Origin of the sequence: Pseudoalteromonas sp. XMcav1-K, from assembly GCF_044005875.1 — a bacterium.
GTDB lineage: Bacteria > Pseudomonadota > Gammaproteobacteria > Enterobacterales > Alteromonadaceae > Pseudoalteromonas > Pseudoalteromonas spongiae.
This window is the reverse complement of record NZ_JBIPJE010000052.1, coordinates 142,004-167,514: the sequence shown is the minus strand read 5'-3', so window position 1 is coordinate 167,514 and position 25,511 is coordinate 142,004. Positions and strand designations below refer to the sequence as shown.

The following is a 25,511-nucleotide window of genomic DNA, read 5'->3' as shown; positions in this document are numbered from 1 at the left end:
GTGCAGATAGGCCCTTATCAGTTAGAAAATAACCTAATGGTTGCTCCTATGGCAGGAGTAACAGATAGACCGTTTAGACAGCTTTGTCGTCGACTCGGAGCTGGTCTTGCTGTATCTGAAATGTTGTCATCCAATCCTAAGGTTTGGAAAACCGAAAAATCAATGTCTCGCATGGATCATTCCGGTGAGTCTGGTATTCGCAGTGTGCAAATTGCCGGCGCTGACCCACAACTGATGGCGGAAGCTGCTCAGTTTAATGTCAAAAACGGCGCACAAATTGTGGATATCAATATGGGTTGTCCAGCAAAAAAAGTGAATAAAAAGCTCGCAGGCTCTGCCCTTTTGCAGTACCCCGAACTGGTCACAGATATCGTTAAAGCTGTAGTTAATGCAGTAGATGTACCTGTTACCTTAAAAATCCGAACAGGATGGGATACTGACAATCGAAATGGTGTAGAGATTGCGCGCATCGCTGAACAAAATGGTATTCAGTCATTGGCGGTTCATGGCCGCACACGCTCTTGTATGTACAAGGGTGAAGCTGAATATCAAACAATTAAGGACATTAAAAGTTCAGTCTCCATTCCGGTGGTTGCTAACGGTGATATTACATCACCACAAAAAGCGAAACAGGTTTTGGAATATACGGGCGCAGATGCTTTGATGATAGGCCGTGCAGCACAAGGTCGCCCTTGGATTTTTAGGGAGATAAACCATTATCTCACCACTGGAGAATTACTACCGGAACCAGCAATGGACGAGGTACAAAGTATTCTTATGGAACACTTAGTAAATCTTCACGCATTTTATGGTGATGTAATGGGTGTGCGAATTGCGCGTAAGCATGTCTCATGGTATTTGCAGGCTCATGACCGTGAAGGTCAATTTAGGCGAGTATTTAATGCTATCGACTCTCAGCAAGAGCAAATCGATACGTTAGAAAAGTACTTTGAAACACTAGCAGATAATTAACAAAGAGTAAGAAAGACGATGTTCGAACAAAACGTGACTTCTCCATTTATTACTAACGCACATGTTCAGTCTCAAGAGAAACCACAACCATTACGCGACGCTTGTAAAAAAGCAGTGCACAACTACTTAAAGCAACTTAATGGTCAAGATGTACAAGATGTTTACGAGCTAGTTCTTTCAGAACTTGAAGCGCCGTTACTTGAAGAAGTAATGACATATACTCGCGGTAACCAAACTCGCGCAGCAATCTTACTAGGTATCAACCGTGGTACTCTTCGTAAGAAGCTTAAAAAGTACGGCATGAACTAATTAGCACCTTACGGTGCAATAAAAAGCACCCTTGGGAATCCTCGGGTGCTTTTTTGTTTTTCTAACCCCGAAAAACACACTAAATTAAATTCACGTTCAAATTTAATTTAGGTAAAGACCAGCGCTACAGGTCTTGTTTATAAAAGCGACAAATGGTCGTCGAGTTATAAGCAAAAGTAAGTTAAAATATTCGTTTAAATTAAGTGTTTTCTCGCACTATCAATCAAATTTTGAGGTAATCAAAACTACCATGGATACATTACGTCCAATTCGTCGCGCTTTATTAAGCGTTTCAGACAAAACCGGTATTGTAGAATTTGCTCGCGCGCTTTCTGAGAAAGGCGTTGAACTTCTTTCAACTGGCGGTACATGTAAGCTACTTGCAGACAACGGCATCGCAGTAACAGAAGTTTCAGACCACACAGGTCACCCTGAGATCATGGATGGTCGTGTTAAAACATTACACCCAAAAATTCACGGCGGCATTTTAGCGCGTCGCGGTACTGACGAAGGTGTAATGGAAGCAAATAATATTTCTGCAATCGACATGGTAGTTGTTAACCTTTACCCATTCGCACAAACCGTTGCAAAAGAAGGCTGTTCACTTGAAGACGCTATCGAAAACATCGATATCGGCGGCCCAACAATGGTACGCGCTGCGGCTAAAAACAATAAAGACGTAACCATTATTGTAAATGCCGGCGATTACGACCGCGTTATCGCTGAAATGAATGCTAACAATGGCGCAACAACGTATGAAACACGTTTTGACCTAGCGATTGCTGCATTTGAGCATACTGCACAGTACGATGGCATGATCGCGAACTACTTTGGTACGCAAGTACCAGATTACAGCGAAAATGCTGCGGAAACTGAAGAGTCTAAGTTCCCACGCACTATCAACTTCCAATTCACTAAAAAGCAAGATATGCGTTACGGTGAAAACTCGCACCAAGATGCTGCATTCTATGTTGAAAACGACATTGAAGAAGCATCAGTTGCGACGGCAAAACAGTTACAAGGCAAAGCGCTTTCGTACAATAACATTGCAGACACAGACGCAGCACTTGAATGTGTTAAAGAGTTTGACGCACCAGCATGTGTAATCGTTAAGCACGCTAACCCGTGTGGTGTGTCAATTGGCGACAACCTACTTGACGCATACGACCGCGCTTTCAAAACTGATCCAACGTCAGCGTTTGGTGGCATCATTGCATTTAACCGTGAACTCGATGCTGATACAGCTGAAGCAATCGTGTCACGCCAGTTTGTTGAAGTTATTATCGCACCAAGCGTATCAGATGCTGCGGCACAAATTGTGTCAGCAAAACAAAACGTACGTTTACTTGAGTGTGGCCAGTGGTCAAACAAAACAACGGGCGTTGATATCAAACGTGTTAACGGTGGTATCTTAGTACAAGACCGTGACCAAGGCATGGTTGATATGGGCGACCTACGCGTAGTATCTAAAAAACAGCCTACTGAGCAAGAATTAAAAGACTTAATGTTCTGCTGGAAAGTGGCTAAGTTTGTTAAATCAAATGCGATTGTATATGCAAAAGACGGCATGACAATTGGTGTAGGCGCAGGCCAAATGAGCCGCGTTTACTCAGCAAAAATCGCAGGTATTAAAGCTGCCGATGAAAACCTAGAAGTAGCAGGTTCTGTAATGGCATCTGACGCTTTCTTCCCATTCCGTGACGGTATCGACGCGGCTGCTGAAGCGGGTATTACTGCGGTAATTCAGCCAGGTGGTTCAATGCGCGATGAAGAAGTTATCGCTGCTGCAGATGAGCACGGCATGGCAATGGTATTTACTGGCATGCGTCATTTCCGCCATTAATATTTACTTGCAAACTTATTAGTGCAAGCACTTTGCTCGCTTGCACTAAGCTGTTAATTTTACTTAATGTTGCTTAATAAAAATAAAAACTAGGAAGAAAATGAAATTCACAGTAAAAGCCTTAGTAACTGCCCTGTCGCTTACTTTAGCTGGATGTGCATCGACCGATATCGATACATTGCTTACCAAAACTGCGACTGCTGAAAATCGTTCAAACGATAATAAAGCGCGCGATCAATACCGTCACCCAAAAGAAACATTGGAATTTTTTGGCCTACAGCCAGAGATGACCGTTGTTGAAGTATGGCCTGGCGGCGGTTGGTATACTGAAATACTGGCGCCAGTATTACAGCAAAATGGTCAGTATTTCGCAGCTCATTTTCCTTCCGATTCAGAAGTAAAATACTATCAACGCTCGCTTAATCAATTCCAAGATAAATTAGCAAGCGATGATGTATATGAAAACGTTACACTTTCTGAATTTTATCCTGGCACTCACCATAACATTGCGCCTGCCGAAAGCGCGGATATGGTACTGACCTTTCGCAATTTACATAACTGGTATATGCAAAAAGACATTGAAGGCATTAACGAAGCCTTTAAAGCATTTTACAGCGCATTAAAACCAGGCGGAATTCTTGGCGTTGTTGATCATCGCCTACCAGAAAACCGCGATAGCGCAAAAGCCAAGCGTTCTGGTTATGTAAAACAAAGCTGGGTTATTGAATATGCCGAAAAAGCAGGGTTTGTTTTAGAAGCCGTAAGTGAAGTTAACGCCAATCCATTAGATACAGCCGATCACGAAAAAGGTGTTTGGACCTTACCACCACGCTTAGCCTTGGGCGAAAAAGATATCGCCAAGTACCAAGCAATTGGTGAAAGTGATCGTATGACATTAAAGTTTAGAAAACCTCAATAGGTAGGATAGTCCAATGAACGTATTAGTAATTGGTAGTGGTGGTCGCGAACACGCTCTTGCGTTTAAAGCGGCGCAGTCAGCGAAAGTAAACACGGTATTTGTAGCACCTGGTAACGCAGGTACAGCGCTTGAGCCTAAGCTTGAGAACATCGCAATTGGTGTAGAAGACATTGATGCACTTGTGGCATTTGCTCAAGAGAACAATGTTGAACTGACCATTGTTGGCCCAGAAGCACCGCTTGTAATTGGTGTAGTTGATAAGTTCCGTGAAGAAGGTCTTGCGATTTTCGGCCCAACAGCCGCAGCTGCACAGCTTGAAGGTTCTAAGTCTTTCACTAAAGATTTCTTAGCACGCCATAAAATTCCAACAGCGGATTATCAAACGTTTGAACAAATCGAGCCAGCACTTGCATACCTAAAAGAAAAAGGCGCGCCAATTGTTGTTAAAGCCGACGGCTTAGCAGCTGGTAAAGGTGTAATCGTTGCCATGACAGAGCAAGAAGCTGAAGACGCAATTCGCGATATGCTTGCAGGCAATGCGTTTGGTGATGCAGGTAGCCGCGTAGTAATTGAAGAATTCTTAGAAGGTGAAGAAGCATCATTTATCGTAATGGTAGATGGTGAAAACGTACTTCCGTTTGCTACCTCTCAAGATCACAAACGCGCTTATAACGAAGACAAAGGCCCTAATACTGGCGGCATGGGTGCATATTCACCAGCACCAGTTGTGACCGCTGAAATCCACCAGCGTATTATGGACGAAGTAATCTACCCTACCGTTAAAGGTATGAGTGATGAAGGCCACCCTTACACTGGTTTCTTATATGCAGGTTTAATGATTACCGTGGATGGCACGCCTAAAGTAATTGAATATAACTGTCGTTTTGGCGATCCTGAAACACAGCCTATTATGCTTCGTTTACAATCAGACCTAGTTGAATTGATTGAAGCTGCTAACCGTGTTGAACTTGATAAAACTGACATTCAGTTTGATTCTCGCGCAGCTGTAGGTGTCGTACTTGCAGCAGCAGGTTACCCTGGTTCTTACCCAAAAGGTGACGCTATCTCAGGGTTACGTGTTGATTACGCAGAAGGCACAAAAGTATTCCACGCGGGTACCAAGCAAGATGGCGACAATGTGGTTACTGCCGGCGGTCGCGTATTATGTGCAACAGCACTTGGTAACACAGTAACTGAAGCGCAGCAAAATGCCTATAAACTTGTTGATGAAATCAATTGGGATGGTGTTGAGTTCCGTACCGATATCGCTTACCGCGCTATTGCTCGCGAAAATAACAGCTAATAGCCGCTATTAACCAGTTTAAAAAATCAACCTACACTGAGTAGGTTGATTTTTTTTGTCTTAAAAGCACACAACAGTCACGCTAAATTGGTATTATTCGCTACCTATTTAATTAAAATTCATCTAACCTTTAAAAAGCCTTAAATATCAAGGAAGCCCATGAATCAGTTAAAGCCTATTTTTTTGTTTATAGCATGTCTGCTATTTATGGCTTTATCCTTAGTAATAGGCTCATTGCTTTTTAATATTGGCGACCCAACAACCAACTCAATTGAGCGTACCCATGCGATTTATTTAAACTCATCGTATTGGATTGATGAACAGAGCAATGCCACGTTTGATGATGCCTTAAAGCAAAAGTTTCAAAATTCAGAAATTGCCGATATTCCGTGGCAATTTGGCACGCAGAGTTACTGGGTAAAAGTAGCAGTAACCAATCGTACCGATGCCACAGAGATCCTCACTGCACATTTTGATAACCCAATGCTTGACCAACTTGAAGTTTGGCAACTTGATGAAAATAATCGGGTTATAAGTCATAAGCAACTGGGTGATACGGTTGCCAATTTAAATATTCACCAGCAAGCATTCCCACACCTTGAATTTTCCCTTGCTGCGAAAGGCAATACCAGCATTTTGGCGCGTATTAAAACCAGCGGAATTAGCAAAACCCCCATTTACATCTATCAAATAGATAACTTTCAAAGCGTACGAAAGTTTAGCTATTTGATCTGGGGGCTATTTATCGGCGTTGCCGTAATGATTGCGCTGTATAATCTAATTTTGTTTATCAGTATTCGCGACAGTGTTTATCTCGCGTATATTGGCTATATCATTTCTACCTTGATGATGATGGGCTCGGTGTTAGGGTTTGGCTATTATATTTGGCCGACTTCTATGCAATACCTATTGCAAAAATACGTGGTAACCAGCAACTTTAGTGTGGCTATCTGCGCATTGATTTTCGGCTCGTTATTTTTACGTTATGCCACCATTAAAACAAAACTCAATACATTGATCCGTGGCACCTTAGTTATTTTATGTCTTGGCGCACTAGCCAGTTTAGTATTACCTGAATACCAAGCCGCACCAGTATTTTTTGTTTGCATGGTACCGCTTTATATTACTATCGTACTTATCGTATTTAACCGCTTACTTACCGACTTTGTGTGGGCGAAGTACTATTTCTTTTCTTGGTTACCACTCATTATTAGCGGTGCAATGCAGCCCCTTGTTTTAGTCGGCGTGCTCGAACACACCTTCTTAACTCGTCATGCATTCTTAATTGGCGTACTGCTTGAAGTGCTGTTAATGGCAATGGCGTTAGCTGATAAGTTTTCACACCAACAGCGTGAAAGCTACTTTAAAGCCACTCACGATTCGAGTTCTCAGCTGCCTAATGAAACCCTGTACAAATACAAAATCACCCAGTTGATTGAACAGCAACACAACTTTATTACCTGCTTCATTGAGCTGAAAAACTTTGGCCAATTTATTCCTTATATGGCCCCTAAAGCTAAGAAGGATTTAGTTAATCAGGTGTGTTCTTCGCTGCAACCTATTTTAAAAAATTATTCCAGTGTTTTAACCATTGAAGAGCAAGGCCTAAACAGCGTAAAACTCGCTTACTTACGTGACGGTGTATTTGCGCTATTGCTCAACCATGGCACTAACCGTGAAGCGTTAAATAAACACTTACAGAATATTCAAGCGCATATCCCATCATCGCTTATGATTGATGGTATTTTGCTTAATTTATCCAGCCATATTGCCACATGTTCGAGTATTTATAGCAACCAACGTAGCGGTTTATTGCTACGTAAAACATGGCAAACGCTGTTTCAGGCAAAACAGCAAGGCGTTGCGCTATTACACTATAAAAAAGAAAGCGGCACGGATATTGGGCAACAATTCAATCTTGCCTCAGAGTTACACAACGCCATAGAACAAAAACAACTTACATTAAGTTTCACTCCGGTCTATCACGTAAAAAATAAAAAACTGGTGTCAGTTAGTTGCCAGTTTGCTTGGCCGCATGAAGAATTTGGCGAAATTAGCCAACAAGAAATTATAAAACTCGCGATTGATACCGGTTTAAATGTACACCTTAATCGCTGGTTATTTTCAGAGCTGTTTGATGCGATATCAACATTAAAAGACAGCCATTTAAACTGTCAGTTGTCACTTACTCTGTCACTTAATCAACTAAACCATAGTGGCTTTGTGGGTTGGTTATCTGAAAAGGTAACGCATATTGATACTGAAAATATCATGATCTACACCCAACAACCGATCAACAGTGAAATGAGCCAGTTAAAAGAGACACTGCAAAAACTCACTGATTTAGGCTTCAAATTCGGTTTAGACAATTTCCACGGTGACCTTGATCGCTTATTCGAAGCGCCAGACTCTGGCTTTAGTGACGTCAGAATTGGCCACTTATTTACCAAAGGTAATATGCAAGGCCATAAACTTACCCTATTACTTAGCGCAATGGTTGAAGTTGCCAAAGGGCTAGATTTAACCGTAACCGCCATCGATGTTGATAACCAAGAATTTGCCGATATTGTCAATCAGTGTCAATGTGACTTTATGCAAGGTGAGTTACTTGCACCAACCATGAACTTTAGAGTTTTAAACTCATTTCTGCTGACGCAACAATCTCGCATTGGTAATCTCAGCGAGCTTTGATACGATAGCCTTTTTTGCTTGATTAGGGGCTATAAATGCAAGCAACACCAATAACCGGCACTTTGCGTAAAATGCAAAGCAGTCTTACTTCGCCAATCAGCTACCAATTACCGGTGGGCGATCAAACCGTTGACTTAAACGCCTTAATTGGCAAATCCATCACCCTGACCTACAGCGGTAATATCTTTTGTAGCAACTGCGGCAAAAAAACTAAAAAGAGTTATTCACAAGGCCATTGCTTTGTTTGTATGCGTAAACTCGCTAGTTGCGATATGTGTATTATGAAGCCAGAAACCTGCCACTTCGACCAAGGCACCTGTCGCGAGCCAGAGTGGGGCGAAGAAAACTGCATGATCCCGCACTATGTGTATCTTGCAAATACGACCGCGATTAAAGTAGGTATAACGCGCCATACGCAAATTCCAACGCGTTGGATTGACCAAGGTGCAACTCAAGCTTTACCTATTTTTAAAGTGGCAACACGTCATCAATCAGGTTTATTAGAAGTTGCTTTAGCTGAGTTTATCGCCGATAAAACCAATTGGCGCAATATGCTCAAAGGGAATGGCGAAGTAATCGACTTAAAGAGCCAAGGCGCAGCGCTTATCGAGCAAATTAGGCCAAAGCTAACAGAATTAAGCGAACTCTTTGGCGCAACGGCCATCACTGAACTCGACGAAGAGGTAGTTGAACTGGATTTCCCCATATCAGAGTTCCCAAGCAAAATTAGCTCGTTTAATTTAGACAAGAACCCTGAAGTAACAGGCGTATTAAAAGGCATTAAAGGCCAATACCTAATCTTCGATACTGGCGTGATTAATATTCGAAAGTTTACCTCGTACGAAGTTACTGTGAGTTATTAGAACTCAAATCCATTTGCTGTTTTGCTGGGCGGTACGCCTCGCAAAACAGCTCAAATTGCTGTGCCGTAAGCGGTTTACTAAAGAAATACCCCTGAATTGCATGACAATCTAGTTCTTGTAAAAAAGCCAGCTGATGGGCTTGTTCCACACCTTCTGCGACAAGGTTTAATTCTAAACTATGCGCCATTGCCACAATCGCTTTCACTATTTGGCTATTGCCGTATTCGTCTGGTACTTTGGCAATAAAGCTAGCATCTATTTTTAACGTATCAATCGGTAAACGGGCTAAATAACTCAGCGCCGAGTAACCTGTACCAAAGTCATCCAGCGATAAACTCACACCAAGTTTTTTAAGTGCTTTAAGCACTTTTTTCGCATCTTCTAACGAGCGAATAAAGCTACTTTCGGTTATTTCAATTTCAAGAAAACGCCCATCCACCTGCCAGATACTCAGTGCATTTTTCACTGTTTGTGCCAAGTCACCTTGCGTAAAGTGAAGCGCCGATACGTTAACGGAAATACGTTTATCAAAAAGACCGTTTTTTTGCCAAATTTGAATTTGTTTACACGCAGCATTAATTACCCAAATATCAATATCCACAATTAAACCTAGCTCTTCCGCTAAAGGGATAAAGTTTGCAGGCGAGATAAAACCTAACTCATTATCATGCCAACGCAATAAGGCTTCTGCGCCTACTACATGATGAGTAAAACTGTCTATTTTAGGTTGGTAATAGAGACTGAATTCATTATTGATTAGGGCATGTTTTAGCTTACTTTCAATTGCCATGCGCTCTAATGAACGCGCATTCATCGCCGGTTTATACAGTTGAAATGAGTTACGACCAATTTCTTTTGAGCGATACATGGCAATATCAGCGTGCTTTAACAGCGTTTCTGCGTCTTCACCATCGTCGGGGTACACCGCCCCACCAATTGAGGTAGTGATCACAATTTCCGTATTACCCACTTGAATTGGCGCTTTTAATGCTTCAATTAAGTTGGCTGCACAGCGATGGATATTTTTCACTTCATCAATTTCAGTAAGTAATAAAGTGAACTCATCACCACCTAAGCGCGCCAGCGTATCCCCTTCATGCATGCAACTTTGTAAACGTTTTGCCACTTGTTTAAGTAATAAGTCACCAGCGCTATGGCCTAATGTGTCATTAACTTGCTTAAAATGATCGAGGTCGAGAAACATCACCGCTATTTTTGTGTCATCGCGATGTGCCGTTGCCAGCGCCATCTCTAAGCGGTCGTTAAACAAGCGGCGGTTGGGTAAGTGAGTTAACTCATCAAAATAAGCGAGCGTTTTAATGCGTTTTTCATTGCGCTTTCGCTCAGTAATATCACTAAAAATTGCCGCGTATAGCGCCTCTTCTTCATCGCTTTCGCGAATACAGATAATTGTTAGCCATTCTAAATAGGTTTCACCATTGCGCTTACGATTGTATATCTCTCCTTGCCACACCCCTTTTTGCCTTAACTGCGCCCACATTTTATCGTAAAAGCTCTTATCATGGCGGCCAGAGCTCAGCATTGACGGTTTTTGGCCAAGCACTTCCTGCTCGCTATAACCAGTAAGTTGGGTGAAGGCTGGGTTGACTTGCAAAATGGTGTTGCGCGAATCCGTAATCATAATGCCATCAGGCGATGCATTGATGATTTGCTCGGCTAAGTACAAGTTCTTTTGTGACTTTTGCAACGCTCTGTCGCGTTGATGTAATACCGTTTCTAGCTCCTGCATATACGCAGATTCAATTTCGCTGAGAATATTACGAAGCGCTAATACGCCCAGTATTTTGCCATTGTCATCTTCTACAATTAGATGCCGTATTTGCTTTAGCTTGAGAATTTGATAAGCCTTATAAAGGCTTGTTTGATAATGCACCGTTAAAAGAGGCCAGCTCGCATAATGCCACGCTTGCTGGTCAACTTGTTGACGGCTAAGCATAGTAAGCAAATCGCGCTCAGTAATAATGCCGGTTTGACCTACCGCGGGATTATCCAGTAAAACAAAATTAGAATGGCGCTGACGCATAATTTCGCTAATCTGGGCAATTGGTAAATCACTTTTCGCAATAGGTACTTCTGATACGTAGCTGCTTTCTATGGTTTTAAAGTGAAGATAATGCTCAAGACCCTGACTACGCACAACATCACTTAAACTAATAACACCTACAGGTTCACTGTCCCCACCTTTCATCACTAATAAATGACGAAAACCATAACTATGGAACAGAACAGTTACTTCAGATAACTGAGTTAGATGATCAACCGTTTTAACTGGCGATGTCATATGCGCTTTAACTGGCTGATGAAAAATGCTTGGATCCGAAAAATCCACTTTAGCGCAATCGCCTTCGGTCCACACCCCAATGATCTTGCCATCGTGTTTAACAAAAATAGAGCTTACATTATCGTTTCGCATGCGGCATGCACAATTGGCGAGACTTTGCTCGGGGTCGCATACCAGGAGCTCAGTTGACATAACATCTTCAACACGCAGCTTTTTGCTTGATTGGGGCATAGTAGAAACCAATTAAACTTTGTCAGGTAATGGGATTCTACGTGGAATTACTGAGATTAAATTTGATACAGAACAAGTAACGCCAATTTTATAAATTATACAGCGATTGCGTAATAGAAAGGTGTACCTAACTAGGGTCTATAAGTTGAGAGATTAGAGTTCAGCCAACGCCTTAACATGCGTGGCAACAGAACGTCCAAGTGCTGAATTATTGTAGCCGCCTTCCAGCATCGAAATAATCCCCTTGCAGTTTACTTGCTTACATAAGGATACCACTTGTTCGGTAAACCAAGCGTAGTCACTTTCAACAAGCTGTAAGCCGCCCATATCATCTTCGTAATGGGCATCAAACCCTGCGCTGATAAAAATAAGCTCAGGCTCAAACTGCTTTAACTTTGGAAACCACGTATCCAAAAGTGCACGCTCAAAATCATCCCCCGCCATTCCGGCAGTCATGGGGGTATTAATCACATGCTCATTACTGTCAATTGCGGTATTAGGGTAGAATGGATGCTGGAAAATAGAACAAAACAACACATCCATATCGTCGATAAAAATATCTTGTGTGCCATTGCCGTGGTGTACATCAATATCAAGTATCGCAATGCGCTTGATGCCCTGTTGCTGAGCATAACGTACCGCAACCGCAACATTATTGAAGATGCAAAAGCCAGACGAGGTTGTTTTAGTCGCATGATGGCCTGGCGGTCTTACCGCACAAAATGCTGCATCTAACTCACCTGCTAAAATCTTATCAACCGCTAACAAACCAGAGCCCGCTGCTCGTTTTGCCGCAAGCAAACTGTCAGGACAGAGCCAAGTATCACCATCAAGATCAACCAACCCCTGCTCTGGAATTTTATCTTCTACAGATTTAATCAGGCTTTCGCTGTGTGCCATCAATAATTGTTGGCGCTCAACCAGTGGTGCATCTAAGTGCGTTAAAGCGATATCTATACCAGCAGCTAAAATACGATCATTGATTGCATCAAGCCGTGAAGCACACTCTGGGTGGTCTTCAATCATCTTATGCTTTCGACAGTCTGTATGTGAAATTATCGCGGTGCGCATGCTGGTCTCCAAACCTTATGTCGCGGCTCAGTGTAGCAAAGTCGGGTTATCCCGACTTTGCTACTTTGGTCGGTTAAGACTTGTCGCTTTTGACTGGCGTAAGGTGCAGATTATGAAAATCAAAACTGAAGTCAGTTACGCTTGGTGCTACAGCGTGCATTTTTGCGCTACGCACTTGATTTGTTGGGCTCATTTCAAACTCAATAAATGCATCAGCTTCAAGTAGTTTTTCCTGCCAACGTACAATAAAGGTATTACCGTTAAAGTGTTCTAGCGTACCTTTTAAACGTGCTGAATGGGTAAAGTCGATTGTCAGCTTGCCATTTTGCTCTGCAATCACAATATCGCCATACCAATTATCCTTGTACCTTGTGGCATACGCTGACAATGGTAAGGCTTTTTGAATCTGCTTTGGCTGTTCTACTTCGGCTTTTTCGTACGCTTTCTTTTTACGTTCAAAATGTTTTTTAGCAAGATCTTCAACCCAGTCTTTATTTGGTAAATCAAGCGCATCTTCTAGTACTTCGTGAGTAATTGCACTTAAGGCACTAAACGCTTGTTGGTTCGACAACACAACGATACCTAATTGCTTCTCTGGTACTAAAGTCACTTGTGACACCATACCTAAAATACCGCCGCCATGGCCGACTTTTTTATAGCCTTGATAGTCTTCAATTGACCAACCTAAGCCGTAACCGCGAAATTGTTGACGATAGTCATTAAACGCATTCTTTGATGCCATGCTTGTAATATGCGGATGCCACATTTGTGCTTGCTGTTTTTCAGTAAACAGTACCTTACCAGATGGCATTTCACCACCCGCTAATTGTGTTTTTAGCCAATTAGCCATTTCATCCACATTTGATGCAATTGCCCCTGCCCCTCTAAAATCCTCAAGGTAATTAACAAAAAATGGGTGTAGCTTTCCGTCCATCGGAATATGACCGGTTGCCCAATTTTTATTAGATTTTGGAATACGTGAAAAGCCCGCTTTAGAAAGCGGCATACCAAGCGGGGCTAGCATTTCTTGCTCTATAAATTCTTGCCACGATTTTCCCGATACACGTGCAACAACTTCACCGGCAGTTACAAACATTAAGTTGTTATAGGTATACTTACTGCGAAAGCTTGAAACTGGCTTTAAATAGCGAATGCCATGAATTACGTCTTCCACGGGCTTGTCGGTATCAGGCCAAATGGTTAAATCACCCGCTCCTAAACCTAGTCCGGCACGGTGACTTAACAAATCGCGAATGGTCGCTTCACGTGTTGCATATGGGTCGTACATACGAAACTCGGGTAGGTGATCAATTACTTTGTCATCCCAGTTTAATTTGCCTTGGTCAACAAGCATTGCAAGTGCTGCTGCCGTAAATGCTTTGGTATTTGACGCTATACCAAATAACGTATGCTTATTTACTTTTTCACCTGACGCTAGGTGTCTAACACCAAACCCTTTAGAAAATACCACTTCACCATTTTCTACAACAGCAACCGCCATACCTGGTACATCAAAGCGCGTCATTGACTGTGTAATGGTCTGTTCAAGCTGCTTACTATCAATTGCCGCGTACACCTGACTCGACGCGATTACGCTAAGAGCTAGGGTTAATTTACTCACTAATTTTTTCATAATGTTCTTATTTATATATTGAAAATTCACGTTCTGCGCGCGCGGAATCGGTATCTGTTTGTGTTGCTTGCGCGCGAATATTGTCGATGTATTGCTGCGGTAGTTTTGCCTCTAAGGCTCCGGTTAATACATGTTTTAAATACCAGTCATACGGTAAGTGTTGCTGGCACAGCGTATTGGCAACATAGCAATATGCATTAAATTGCTTACCACATTCATTGGTTACAACGATTTGCTGGTTGTCGTAACGCGGCCCTTCTATTTCATCAAGAATCGCTTTTTCATCACTGTTAATTTGATACAGCACACCGTATAACACATCATCGTGATTATCGGTTTTCAGCGCATTACATTTACCCGAGCCGTCAAACCCTTGTTTATCAAATGTTAAGGTAAATCCTGTTACAGTAGATACACCAATACGGGTAGCATTAGGCAGCCTTGCTAATAGCCGGTTGAGCGACATATTGGAACCATACGCTAGGTTGTAATAAATCATACCCACACCACTCTAATTGCCAAACCAATTAACACCACGCCGATACCGCGATCAAACCAATGCCCCGCACGTAAGAAAAACGCACGCACCTTTGAGCGACTCAAAACAATGGATAAAAAACTAAACCACACTAAAGTTGCAACAGCCATATATAATCCATAGCCCACTTGCACTGTAATCGGTGTTTCGACACTAATAACCAAGGTAAATAAACTTAAGAAAAACAAGGTTGCTTTCGGATTAAGTGCATTAACTAAAAAGCCACGACTAAACGCTTTAACCATGGATTCGGCCTGTGTATTGGTTTGCACCTGCTGCGCTTGCTGATCTGCAGGCTTCGCTCGCAACGCCATAACACCAATATACGCTAAGTACGCCGCCGCCAAATATTTAAGTGCAGCAAACACGGTAGGTGATTGCGAAATCACAATCGCTACACCGAGCACACAATAACTTACATGCACTAAAATCCCTGTTGCGATGCCCGAACTCGTTACAAGCGCATTGTTTCGCCCCTTTTGAATGCTCTGTTTGAGCACGAGCGCAAAATCAGGGCCTGGACTTGCGACTGCAAAAAAGTGACTAATTGCAATTAATAAAAATTCGTCGAGATAGTTCACTTAACCTCCGTTAATGCGATCAGCATTGGATTTGCCGATTGCTCTATGGTGTTCTCTAATTGTTTATTTGCACGCTTTAACATTCCACGCAGATGCGGCTTCAAGTGCGATGAAATATGCGATAACGGTAATTTTTTGGCCTTTAACAACAAAGCCAAAATATAAATTAGCTCAGATTCATTTAAGGTCGCACTGCGATTTGCGTACGGGTTGTAACACGAACCACAGCCACCACGAAATTGATACGCCGTATTTGCCATCATCACACCAAAGCCCATAAAGCACGACAACAAATCAACCGCTTGTGGCACAAACTCCTGACCGCCTGGTGGCAAGCTTCGATTTTGCAACACATTGATATGCGCTAACGATTGTGAAAAAGACGCGATTAAATCTTGCGGTTGATTTATTTGATTGGGATTGAAAGATATATTTAATGAACCGCTCGCAGCGATCAACTCTGCGGTTTCACCGCGTTTAACATTGGCAAATTCAAAACGTGGAATACTCTGTTCTGATATTTGATGTGGCGCCACCAGCTGAATTGGCCAAGCCTGCATACCGGCATACTGTTTTACCTGAGTAAACACATAGCTGGCCATTTGCTCAATACTACTGACCTGCTCGGGGAAAAACTCTGCATTTGGTAAAACAAAACGCATATCGCTTAACAGCACATCACCATCAAATTCTTGATATACCCATAAAAATGTATCCAAGATCCATGCTTCGCTGTGCTGATCCACCACAGGTTGGGTTTTAATAATATTGAGTAGTGTATTTTTGAATCCAGAAATCATAGCGTACAACGTTTAAAAACCTAGTTATTCATATTAATCCAGCCTCACCGCGAAAATAAACCTTTTACGACAAACAGGCTGAAATTTTATTCAAAAGCGTATATTCTTCATTACGTTGAGTATTTTTAGGAATAGGAAATCAGATGCGTGCTAAGCTTTCACTCGCAACTATTTTGCTCGCTTTGAGTTTTTCGAGCACCGCCGACATTGCCATAGCAGGTTATTATGGCCAATCGTTAAGCCAAGAATTAGAAACAGAAAACGGCACAAAGATAGACATTAAAGACGATGCTAATTTTGGCTTTAGCCTTGATAAACATGATGGTATTTCTAAATATGGTTTATATTACTCGCGCATGTCGAGCAGTCAGCGAAATGCAGCTAACTATGAGCTAGATCTAAATTATTTATTATTTCAAAGCGCTGTGGTTTTACCTGTTAATAAACAGCTTTCAAGCTACCTTGGTGCGCAATTGGGTGTTAATCATATTTCATCTAACTTTTCCGATTCAGATAGCTTTTTTGCCACTGGTTTATACGGTGGCTTAGAGTATAAAATTACAGACAACATCATTGCATTAGGGGAAGCCCGTTGGTTAGCCACTATTTTAAAAAATGATTCAACCACCGTATGCCAAATCGACCCAAACGGCACGCAATGTGATTGGTATTTTGATGGTGAGGTGCTAAACCAATTCCAGTTTAATTTAGGCGTGATGTATCGCTTCTAAAAATATAAAAATGGGGCTTAGGCCCCTTTTCTTTTAATCATAGTCTTTGCGCATTCGTTTGATATCGACTTGCGGCGATTCATAACCTGTAAACAACAACCACTGTTTAGTTGGCACAAAACTCATGCCGCGCGAGCGCGAGAATGCACGCTCAGGCACACGCAATACGTCTTTGTCTTGATTACTAGCAAAGTCATAAAAACTTAAACGATAATCATGGCCACGTACTTTAAAGTAATAAATCCCTTGTTCAGTAACATGCCAACCTGTGCTATTTGCCAACTTTAAATTCTTAATCAATGGCTGTTCGTCAATTAATTCGCCGTTAATTGATACCTGCCATAACCCTTTACCTTCTTTGTAAACAATCAATTGATTTTCTTTTACTTCTATCGCATGCGCCCCGCGAGTAATTCGTGTCGCAATACCAGACTCAATTTCAATGCGATAGATGTCTCCAACCGATGCCGAAAACAGCGCACTACCATCTTGCGACCAACGTGCTTTACCATAGTAATTAAGCTCTGTTTTGATTTGCTGTAGCTGACTGGTTTGCGCATCAAGTACATACAACCGGCTTTCTTGACCATTGTTTGCGGTAAATGCGATTTTCTTACCATCAGGTGACCAAATAGGGTTACGAGCATGAAATTTTAACTGAGTTAGCTGCTTGCGCTGGGTACCATCAAGACTTGATGTCCACACTTCATCAAACCCCGACTCATTAGAAATAAATGCTAACTTGTCTGCAGCTTGAGAGTAATCGGGATAACGAAAATTAAACTCAGATTGAATTAGCGGAAATGGAGACGCAGCCACATCACTATCAAGCTCCAAACGCATAATTGAGGTGTCTATTTTCCAATCGTGATAATACAGGTTACCTGCTCTATCAAATGCCGGATAGCTAAACCCTTCAACATTTAAATTGGTTTTGTGTTTACTATTTAAGTCCAACTCAAACCCATGGCGGTTGCCATGCATTATGGCTGAAAATACAATTTTCTCAGCATCAGGTTGCCATGCTAAACCGCGAATATCAGGCAGCCCGGTTACTACTCGCTGCTCTGTTTTAGTTTGTAGATCGTAAATAAAAATATCTTCGTTACCATTTGCCAAATTACGTGAGATAGCTAATCGCGTACTATCGGGGCTAAAATCAATCGCTTCGCTTTCCCCCGGCTCACAATTGTTACAACGAATACGTCTAGCAGGCTCATTTAAATCAAGTTGCTTAATGTACACGCCACGCGTGGTGTTTTCAGGGTCAACACCCACATAAGCAAGCAATTTACCATCTGGCGATACCGCCACATCATTCGATGAATTTGAACATTCGCCATGTTTTTCAATAGCAAAATCACTCATATTGACGCTTAGTACTTCGCAGCGTGAGCTTAGTCTTCGGTAATAATAGAGTTTTGAATCGTCATGGGCCCATACTGAGCGAGACTCACTGCCGGGAGTATGTGTTATTTTTGTGTGTTTAAGATCTGGCTGTTGTAAGTCTTTACGATAAAGGTCTATTTTTCGGTCCATTTGTCGCCAAGAATAAACCAAGTAGCGGCCATCATTTGATACGCTAGGAAATAGCTCTCGCCCGGGATACTGAGTTATCAACTCAGGTTGTTGATACACTTTTTGTTGTGGCTCTGGCCAAAGTAGCCACGCAAAAACGATACTCAGTACAAAACCAATAAATAAGCCTAGCTGCTTAATATTGCGAGAAGAGATTTGCAGAAAAACAGTATCTTGCTGCTCAGCAAATACTGGCGCTACCAGCAGTCGATAACCTGACTTTCGCACTGTTTCAATAAACTCTTGTTCGCTATCGAGCTCTTTTAGTGCTTTTCGCAGATGCCAAATTGCATTGGTAAGCGCTTTTTCACCAACGTAATTATTACCATCCCACACATGATCAATAATTTGCTGACGCGTCAATAGCTCAGGCTGTTGCTCTGCCAAATAACAAAGTAACTCTATAAACTTTGGTTGCAATGAAATGATTCGTTCATCACGCACTAAAGTGTGTTCTAACGGATTAACTTCTACCCGACCTAAAAAATATGACGCAGCGCTATTCATTATCGATTTAATCTTCGTTTTTATGCATTCAAGCTTACCTAAAAATACTGTTTAGTTGCAAAATTATTGCGTCTAACTGCATATTTTATGTCTGTTTCCAAATCATTTACATACCACAAAAGCAAAACTAAGCACTTGTTATAAATAAAAAATATTCAAATAGATATTAAATAGACATTAAAAAGTGGAAGAATAGAGAGCTTGAGTATTGAGCTCAGATAACCACTGCTTTAAAACCATGATAAGCCTCCTTGGCCCACTCAAATCATTTATGTAGCGCAAATGCTTTGAGCTGACTAGTAACAGCAGCATCACAGTTAACAGCAACGATATGCTGTTACTAGTCAAATTACACAATAACTAAAATGATTGCTCTGGCAAAACAGAGCGAACAAATCCTCAAGGGGAAATCAACGTGGGAATTAATACTAAAAAATGCTCAATTGCAGCAGCAATTGCATTTGCTATTTCTGGCAATGCATGGGCTGATGCCTCTTCTAAAAACGAAACGATTGAAAAAATCCAAGTAACTGGTTCTAAAATTAAGCGCACTGATTTGGAAGGTGTTGCACCGCTTTCGGTGATCGATGCTGCTGAGATTGAAGCTAATGGTTTTTCGTCTATTGCAGATGTACTAGAGTCTTCTCTTGCAAATACAGGGGCTTCCTTTAATGGTGACGAAGCTTCTGGTTACACAACAGGCGCCAGCTCTGTTAATTTACGCGGAATGGGGGCTAACCGTACTCTTGTACTTATTAATGGTCGTCGTCAAGCTGCTTTTCCAACTGCAGCAGGTGGTGCCGATAACTTCGTTGATGTTTCAGATATTCCAACATCTGCAGTAGAACGTGTAGAGATACTAACAGGTGGTGCTTCAGCCATCTATGGTTCAGATGCAATTGGCGGTGTAGTAAATGTTATTCTTAAGGATAACTATGAGGGTAGTAAAGTTTCACTGAAGTATGAGAACCCAACCAATGGCGGTCGAGATGTCGCTAAATTTTCTTACACCCAAGGGTTTGAAACAGACAAATCAAATACTGTTGTTATTTTTGAATATCAACAAGGTGAAGAACTTTTAACTTCGCAGCGTAAAGATTACTTTGCTAAAGGCCTTGATCGAATTTACAACACTGAAGGCTATATTCCAAATGATGCCTGGTTAGACGACGACGGTAATTTATTGCCTTGGGCACAACAATGGGATTGGGGCGGAGCTGCTCCTTCTACCTGGGGTGTTTACATTAGAGACTATGATGAAGTATTCGGGGACAAGTATCCAGTAACTCAAGAGCAGTGCAATAATGTACTTGGTGACCTTGCCGTATGGTATGAAGAAAGCTCTTATACATGTCGATACGATAAATATCCAGGTCGCGGCTTAGAGTCTGCGTATGACCGAGCTAACCTTATTATAAACTCAGAATATGAGTTAAATAATGACTGGTCTCTATACGGTATGATTAATGCGTCATACAAAGACAGTGACAAGTACAAAGATAAAAAAGGGAATACTTCATATTTTTATCTAGACAACACTACTGGTGATTACTCATACGACAAACCTACATCTGGTGATTACCATAGATTTCAATTACGCCGTCGATACGATGAACTTTTCGATTTACCACACAGCCGCATTTACACTTCTACTAATGAAAAATATTCATTCGTATTCGGGGCTAATGGTACTATAGGGGATTACGACTTAGACGTCTCTTGGTCAACTGGTTTTAACCGTTACAATCGAGATTCACAAAGCCAATTAAGTCGCGATGGTCTTTTAAGTATTATTACATTTGACCCAAATGATGCCGATAGTTCTAAGTGGTATCCAGCTGAACGTATGACCGACGCACAAGCTGCCGCAGCCTACGGTGTATCAACTAAGCGCTCGACTTCTCGCATTCATCAATTAACTTCAACGCTCTCTGGTGATTTATTTGAACTGCCATCTGGTGGAGTCGCATTTGCTGCATCAGCAGAATGGGCACGTGAAAGCTACAACGATATCTTAGATGAAACAACACAATCAGGTGGTTTCTTAGGTATGGGTGGTACTGGTGGTCAAGGTGAGCGTGACCGCTACGCTGGTGCACTTGAAATCTTAGCACCTATCGCAAGTGATATGCCGGGTATCTACAATCTAGAACTATCAGTTGCTGGTCGATACGACTACTACAACGATGATACAGATGTTGGTGGTGCATTTAGCCCACAAGTAGGTGTAATGTATCACCCTGTAGAAGATGTACTAGTTCGCGCTAGTTGGGGTAAGAGCTTCCGGGCTCCTGACATGCATCGAGTATACGCTGGCACTACAATTGGATTTGGCACAACTGAATATTTACTACCTGATGGAACTCTTCAAGAAGACTCTTATCGTTCTATAAGCTCTGGTAGTTTAACGCTTGAAGAAGAAAAAGGTGAATATTCAAGTATTGGCCTTGTTGCTAACTTAACTGACGAATTAGACTTTACACTTGACTGGTGGTCGATTGAAATGACAGGGGGAGTTCGCACAATCGCTACTGATGATATTTACAACGGCCCAACAGACTTCAGTCCAGCGTATAACTATACTGGTCAGTATAATGAATGTACTGCTTTACCTGGTCCAGGATTTATTTTAGGTGTTGATGACGAGGGTTTTGAAAACCTTGATTGTATGAAAAAAGCCCCTTATAACGCCGCATTCGAAAAATCAGAAGGTGTAGATGCCTCAATTAGTTATCGTCTAGATGCAGATGAGTTGGGCAGCTTCCGCTTTAAATTTGGTGCCAGTTATTTACGTAGTAAAAAAGTTCAAGATAAACCTGAACTTGAAGTCGAAGATTACGTAGATATTTACTATTACCCAACATGGAAAAGTAATTCATCTATCACCTGGTCAAAAGATGAATTTAGCACGACTATCGCGTATTACTATACAGGTACTTCGACAGGTTTAGATACATTCTATGAGGCTGTTGATGGTGAAATGGAAAAAGTTTCTGAACAACAAATGGATAAGCTTTCTCCGTATGCGCGTTTAAACTGGTCAGCAAGCTACCGCTTCGATTGGGATGGCAAAGTAAAGGTAGGTGTTAAAAACCTAACTGACGAAATGCCTCCGTACTACTCTGTATTCAATGGCGACTTTGACAGTCATCCATTCCACAGAACTAGCCGCGGTTACAGCACTATCGGTCGTACAGTATACATCGGATACGATCAATCATTCTAATTTAACATTTCCCAATGTTTGTTGCTTAAAAGCCAGTAAAGCTAAGCTTTACTGGCTTTTTTTATATCTCTGCGTATACTCCCGCTATTATTTTTGGTTCCGTAATAAGCACTGCCATGACGATTAAATTCCCTTGCCGCCTTGATAAATTTTTAAGCCATTTTGCCGAAGTGCCGCGCTCAAAAGCAAAGATCGGTATTAAAAGAAAACACGCAACAATTAATGGCGAAGTGATTATCAAAGCCGATACACAAGTAACTCGCGATGACGCTGTTACTTGGTATGGTGAAGAGATCACCGCTGTAGGTGAGCGCTATTACATGCTGAATAAACCGGAAGACTTTATTTGCGCCAATAGCGATGAAATGCATCAAACCGTCTTTGATCTACTCGATGAACCTATGATGGATAAACTCCATGTCGCTGGGCGACTCGATATCGATACAACAGGGCTTGTGTTAATTACATCAGACGGCGATTGGAGCCACAAAATCACTTCACCACGCCATCAAAAATACAAAGTGTATTTAATTGAAACAGAACAGCCAATTACAGACGAAATGTGCGAACAACTAACTGATGGCGTGATGTTGCATGGTGAAAAAAGTGCAACAAAGCCTGCGATCGTTGAAAAAATCGCTGATTATTCTATGCGCCTTTCAATTTATGAAGGTAAATATCACCAAGTTAAACGCATGCTAGCTGCTGTTGATAACCGTGTAGTAGTGCTTCATCGTGAAAAAATTGGCACTGTGGCGCTTGATCCAAACTTAGCCCCTGGTGAATATCGCCCACTAACTCAGCACGAAGTTGAAACAATTTCCAGTTAGTAACACTACTTTGGGAACATGAAATTTAACCAACGATTAACGCTTGATTAAACATTAATGAGCAGTTAGTGTTTAATCAAACGGTATCTAAGAATTGACTAAATAAAAATTAAACTTCAACAAAATTAATCAATTCCTCTCTCACTTTGCATACCACAACAGGATGGCGCTAACAGCAGCTTAGCGACAGCGCTATGATGTACCACTTATAAAGGTAGATGTGAGGAAACGCCTATGAATTCACTAACCTTAAAGAATAAAATAGTCATTTTTACGGTTGTTTTATTTCTCTCGCTAATTTCACTTGCAGGGCTTGGTTTAAAAGCCTTACGACAAGCCAGTGAAATGGACAATATCGCACGTATTAACCAGCTGATGAAAAGCACAGTTAATATCGTCAACCAATTTGAACTCGCCAGCAAAAATGGCACGCTAAATGAAGAACAAGCAAAACAACTCGCCACTCAAATGCTCAGAGAAAACAAATACCACGACTCTGAATACGTTTATGTGGTAGATAAACAACTCAATTTCGTAGCCACGCCACACGACCCTCAACTACATGGTACAAGCTTCAACGACTTTAAAGATGCCAGCGGTGGCAGTATTGGCGCTATGGTGGAACGTTTAGTTGGCAATAAAACCGGACAAATCATTACCTATCATTGGGATTCTGAGCGCGAAGGCGAAGTGGTCGATTTAACGTCTGTAGTACAAAAAACAAAAGATTGGGGCTGGTACATAGGCACCGGCATTAGCTACAAAGAAGTAGACGAGCGATACTGGCAAACGGCAAGTTGGCTACTTACACTGTCAATTTTCATAGCCGTTGTGCTATCAGTCGTACTTGCAAAATTTGGTCTAGATTTAAATAAATCTTTGGGTGGTGAAATTAACCATGTTCAATCCGCCGTAATGAGCGCCTCTCGCGGTAACTTAAAAACTACCCATGCATTTCAAAGCGCAGATGAAAACAGTGTCGCCGGCGCAATTAACTATATGCAACTCGGTTTGCAAGAAGTGGTTGGTGGTATCAAAAATGTATCTGATGCGCTGCAAGATGAAGTACGCGCTTCTGAAACACGTTCGCAAGAACTCGATCAGCTCACTAATTCACTGAGTAAAGAAACCCATGTAGTTGCCTCTGCAATTACTGAACTAACCGCATCAGCCGCAACGGTCGCCGACCACGCTGAGCAAGCTGCGTATTCAGTAAAAGAAGCTGAAGAACAAGGTAAAAGCGCGAATATTCTTACTAAAGAAGCGGCCAAAACAATTGAGCTGCTCGAAAAGCAAATTGAAAATGCAGGCGATAATATTCAAACCTTAGATGACGAGGTAAATAATATCGAAAGCGTGTTAAGCGTTATCCAAGGCATTGCTGAGCAAACCAACTTACTAGCCCTTAATGCCGCAATTGAGGCAGCCCGTGCAGGTGATCAAGGACGCGGTTTTGCGGTTGTTGCCGACGAAGTACGTCAGCTAGCCCAGCGCACCCAAGCCAGCACCGAAGAAATTCAACACATGATTGCTAAACTACAATCGGCAACCAAAGATGCCAAATCATCGGTAACGCAAAGTATTAGCACCAGTGAAGAAACCGTTACCAAATCACAAAAAGCCGCCGAAGAACTTACACGTATTGCTGAGTCGCTCTCGGCGATTACGGAAATGAGCCATCAGATCTCTGTTGCAGCAAAAGAGCAGCTGCAAGCAGGTGAAGATACAGCGCAGCGAGTAGTGCATATTTCTGATACCGCTGAAAATACTGCGCGCGTTTCACTCGATGCGCATAAAGCCACAGATCAAATTAAATCATTTACTAAAAATCTGGAAAAAGAAATCGCCAAATTTGAAGTATGACGTTAATTCAAAGCCGAAAGCACTAATTGCTTTCGGCTTGTAATGAGGTAATCAGATTATACAAACCCGTTAAACAGTTCACTTGATAGGTAGCACCTACCGTATCTAATTCTTTTTCACCCGCATGATTAATCCAGCAAGTATCAAGGCCCGCATTTTTACCACCTAAAATATCTGAACTCAACGTATCACCTACCATCAACACGTTTGATTTATCTGGATTGCCAAACAGCTGCAGCGCATGGTCGAAAATCGCAATATTCGGTTTTGCCACACCCACTTGCTCAGAGATAATGACATGCTCAAAAAAGTGCGTTAAATCAGTGCGAGCTAGGCGCACCTGCTGCAGTGCGGTAAAGCCGTTAGTGATAATCGCAAGCTTTGCTTTACCATGCAGTAACTCAAGTAATTTACGCGCACCCGGCAAACACTGACAAATATCAGCCATGGCTTCAATAAATTGTTGATTAAGTAATTCAGGTGCCACGTCTAACGTTTCACCCCAACGTGTGAAACGCTTTATTTGTAATTCTTTAGCGGTAATTGTGCCATTTTGATAATCCACCCAAAGCGGCTTATTAACGGCTTGAAACTCATCAAAATCAGACTTTTCAAATACGATATCGTAGTTTGAAAATAGCTGCTTTAAACCTGAAAATGCATCAAAATGAAACAAGGTTTCATCGGCATCAAAAACGATCCATTGGTACTTCATTAATT

General features: G+C 41.8%; 19 protein-coding genes. 11 read left to right on the top strand and 8 right to left on the bottom strand.

Annotated elements, in window-relative coordinates; translation table 11 throughout:
* From dusB to ACHSBP_RS21785, 7 genes are all read left to right on the top strand, one after another.
* Positions 1-972, top strand: coding sequence for a tRNA dihydrouridine synthase DusB (gene dusB, locus ACHSBP_RS21815; protein ID WP_021033041.1), 972 nt, complete (start codon positions 1-3; stop codon positions 970-972).
* 18 nt (positions 973-990) lie between these two features.
* Positions 991-1,281, top strand: a complete 291-nt coding sequence (gene fis / locus ACHSBP_RS21810; protein WP_010561030.1) for a DNA-binding transcriptional regulator Fis — start codon at positions 991-993, stop codon at positions 1,279-1,281.
* A gap of 250 nt (positions 1,282-1,531) precedes the next feature.
* On the top strand, positions 1,532-3,124 hold the full coding sequence (gene purH, locus ACHSBP_RS21805) for a bifunctional phosphoribosylaminoimidazolecarboxamide formyltransferase/IMP cyclohydrolase (RefSeq protein ID WP_010561031.1): 1,593 nt from the start codon (positions 1,532-1,534) through the stop codon (positions 3,122-3,124).
* 100 nt (positions 3,125-3,224) lie between these two features.
* Entirely contained in the window at positions 3,225-4,043 is an 819-nt protein-coding gene (locus tag ACHSBP_RS21800) for a class I SAM-dependent methyltransferase (RefSeq protein ID WP_054979108.1), read from the top strand.
* 13 nt (positions 4,044-4,056) lie between these two features.
* Positions 4,057-5,346 (top strand): phosphoribosylamine--glycine ligase, encoded by a 1,290-nt coding sequence (gene purD, locus ACHSBP_RS21795; protein ID WP_395390412.1) that lies wholly within the window; start codon positions 4,057-4,059, stop codon positions 5,344-5,346.
* 159 nt (positions 5,347-5,505) lie between these two features.
* A complete protein-coding gene (locus tag ACHSBP_RS21790; protein ID WP_395390411.1) occupies positions 5,506-8,037 on the top strand; it encodes an EAL domain-containing protein in 2,532 nt (843 codons plus the stop codon).
* Between the two features lie 50 nt (positions 8,038-8,087).
* Positions 8,088-8,900, top strand: a complete 813-nt coding sequence (locus ACHSBP_RS21785) for a DUF2797 domain-containing protein (protein WP_395390419.1) — start codon at positions 8,088-8,090, stop codon at positions 8,898-8,900.
* On the opposite strand, the gene ACHSBP_RS21780 is transcribed toward ACHSBP_RS21785, so the two are convergent.
* The 6 genes from ACHSBP_RS21780 to ACHSBP_RS21755 form a co-directional block, all read right to left on the bottom strand.
* Positions 8,884-11,433, bottom strand: coding sequence for an EAL domain-containing protein (locus ACHSBP_RS21780; RefSeq protein ID WP_395390410.1), 2,550 nt, complete (start codon positions 11,431-11,433; stop codon positions 8,884-8,886). The genes ACHSBP_RS21785 and ACHSBP_RS21780 overlap by 17 nt on opposite strands.
* A 153-nt stretch (positions 11,434-11,586) precedes the next feature.
* The gene (locus ACHSBP_RS21775) at positions 11,587-12,504 is read right to left on the bottom strand and encodes a histone deacetylase family protein (protein ID WP_010561037.1); all 918 of its coding nucleotides are present in this window, start codon (positions 12,502-12,504) and stop codon (positions 11,587-11,589) included.
* 73 nt (positions 12,505-12,577) lie between these two features.
* Positions 12,578-14,137: a serine hydrolase gene (locus ACHSBP_RS21770; protein ID WP_395390409.1), complete on the bottom strand. Its 1,560-nt coding sequence runs from the start codon at positions 14,135-14,137 to the stop codon at positions 12,578-12,580.
* Between the two features lie 7 nt (positions 14,138-14,144).
* The gene (locus ACHSBP_RS21765) at positions 14,145-14,636 is read right to left on the bottom strand and encodes a gamma-glutamylcyclotransferase family protein (protein ID WP_010561039.1); all 492 of its coding nucleotides are present in this window, start codon (positions 14,634-14,636) and stop codon (positions 14,145-14,147) included.
* Positions 14,633-15,256 carry a LysE family transporter gene (locus ACHSBP_RS21760; RefSeq protein ID WP_010561040.1) on the bottom strand — a complete coding sequence of 208 codons (624 nt, stop codon included), beginning with the start codon at positions 15,254-15,256 and terminating at the stop codon, positions 14,633-14,635. Before ACHSBP_RS21760 ends, ACHSBP_RS21765 begins: the two co-directional genes overlap by 4 nt.
* Entirely contained in the window at positions 15,253-16,056 is an 804-nt protein-coding gene (locus tag ACHSBP_RS21755) for a hypothetical protein (protein WP_010561041.1), read from the bottom strand. Before ACHSBP_RS21755 ends, ACHSBP_RS21760 begins: the two co-directional genes overlap by 4 nt.
* A 143-nt stretch (positions 16,057-16,199) precedes the next feature.
* Between ACHSBP_RS21755 and ACHSBP_RS21750 the strand changes: the two genes are divergently transcribed.
* The gene (locus tag ACHSBP_RS21750; RefSeq protein ID WP_010561042.1) at positions 16,200-16,787 is read left to right on the top strand and encodes an outer membrane beta-barrel protein; all 588 of its coding nucleotides are present in this window, start codon (positions 16,200-16,202) and stop codon (positions 16,785-16,787) included.
* 33 nt (positions 16,788-16,820) lie between these two features.
* Here the strand turns inward: ACHSBP_RS21750 and ACHSBP_RS21745 are convergent, their stop codons facing one another.
* A complete protein-coding gene (locus ACHSBP_RS21745; protein ID WP_010561043.1) occupies positions 16,821-18,872 on the bottom strand; it encodes a winged helix-turn-helix domain-containing protein in 2,052 nt (683 codons plus the stop codon).
* Positions 18,873-19,287: 415 nt separating this feature from the next.
* On the opposite strand from ACHSBP_RS21745, the gene ACHSBP_RS21740 reads away from it, so the two are divergent.
* The 3 genes from ACHSBP_RS21740 (at position 19,288) to ACHSBP_RS21730 (ending at position 24,791) form a co-directional block, all read left to right on the top strand.
* Complete coding sequence (locus ACHSBP_RS21740; protein ID WP_395390408.1) at positions 19,288-22,098, top strand: TonB-dependent receptor plug domain-containing protein; 2,811 nt, start codon at positions 19,288-19,290, stop codon at positions 22,096-22,098.
* 122 nt (positions 22,099-22,220) lie between these two features.
* Entirely contained in the window at positions 22,221-22,928 is a 708-nt protein-coding gene (gene rsuA, locus ACHSBP_RS21735) for a 16S rRNA pseudouridine(516) synthase RsuA (protein ID WP_040642049.1), read from the top strand.
* 234 nt (positions 22,929-23,162) lie between these two features.
* Positions 23,163-24,791, top strand: coding sequence for a methyl-accepting chemotaxis protein (locus ACHSBP_RS21730; RefSeq protein ID WP_395390407.1), 1,629 nt, complete (start codon positions 23,163-23,165; stop codon positions 24,789-24,791).
* A gap of 22 nt (positions 24,792-24,813) precedes the next feature.
* Here the strand turns inward: ACHSBP_RS21730 and yjjG are convergent, their stop codons facing one another.
* Positions 24,814-25,506 (bottom strand): pyrimidine 5'-nucleotidase, encoded by a 693-nt coding sequence (yjjG, locus tag ACHSBP_RS21725; RefSeq protein WP_395390406.1) that lies wholly within the window; start codon positions 25,504-25,506, stop codon positions 24,814-24,816.
* Positions 25,507-25,511: the final 5 nt, after the last annotated feature.

Excerpts from the sequence above, each read along its gene's own strand:
- fis (WP_010561030.1), top strand. The coding sequence starts at position 991 with ATGTTCGAACAAAACGTGACTTCTCCATTTATTACTAACGCACATGTT.
- purH (WP_010561031.1), top strand. The coding sequence starts at position 1,532 with ATGGATACATTACGTCCAATTCGTCGCGCTTTATTAAGCGTTTCAGAC.
- ACHSBP_RS21800 (WP_054979108.1), top strand. The coding sequence starts at position 3,225 with ATGAAATTCACAGTAAAAGCCTTAGTAACTGCCCTGTCGCTTACTTTA.
- purD (WP_395390412.1), top strand. The coding sequence starts at position 4,057 with ATGAACGTATTAGTAATTGGTAGTGGTGGTCGCGAACACGCTCTTGCG.
- ACHSBP_RS21790 (WP_395390411.1), top strand. The coding sequence starts at position 5,506 with ATGAATCAGTTAAAGCCTATTTTTTTGTTTATAGCATGTCTGCTATTT.
- ACHSBP_RS21780 (WP_395390410.1), bottom strand. The coding sequence starts at position 11,433 with ATGCCCCAATCAAGCAAAAAGCTGCGTGTTGAAGATGTTATGTCAACT.
- ACHSBP_RS21775 (WP_010561037.1), bottom strand. The coding sequence starts at position 12,504 with ATGCGCACCGCGATAATTTCACATACAGACTGTCGAAAGCATAAGATG.
- ACHSBP_RS21770 (WP_395390409.1), bottom strand. The coding sequence starts at position 14,137 with ATGAAAAAATTAGTGAGTAAATTAACCCTAGCTCTTAGCGTAATCGCG.
- ACHSBP_RS21765 (WP_010561039.1), bottom strand. The coding sequence starts at position 14,636 with ATGATTTATTACAACCTAGCGTATGGTTCCAATATGTCGCTCAACCGG.
- ACHSBP_RS21755 (WP_010561041.1), bottom strand. The coding sequence starts at position 16,056 with ATGATTTCTGGATTCAAAAATACACTACTCAATATTATTAAAACCCAA.
- ACHSBP_RS21750 (WP_010561042.1), top strand. The coding sequence starts at position 16,200 with ATGCGTGCTAAGCTTTCACTCGCAACTATTTTGCTCGCTTTGAGTTTT.
- ACHSBP_RS21745 (WP_010561043.1), bottom strand. The coding sequence starts at position 18,872 with ATGAATAGCGCTGCGTCATATTTTTTAGGTCGGGTAGAAGTTAATCCG.
- ACHSBP_RS21730 (WP_395390407.1), top strand. The coding sequence starts at position 23,163 with ATGAATTCACTAACCTTAAAGAATAAAATAGTCATTTTTACGGTTGTT.
- yjjG (WP_395390406.1), bottom strand. The coding sequence starts at position 25,506 with ATGAAGTACCAATGGATCGTTTTTGATGCCGATGAAACCTTGTTTCAT.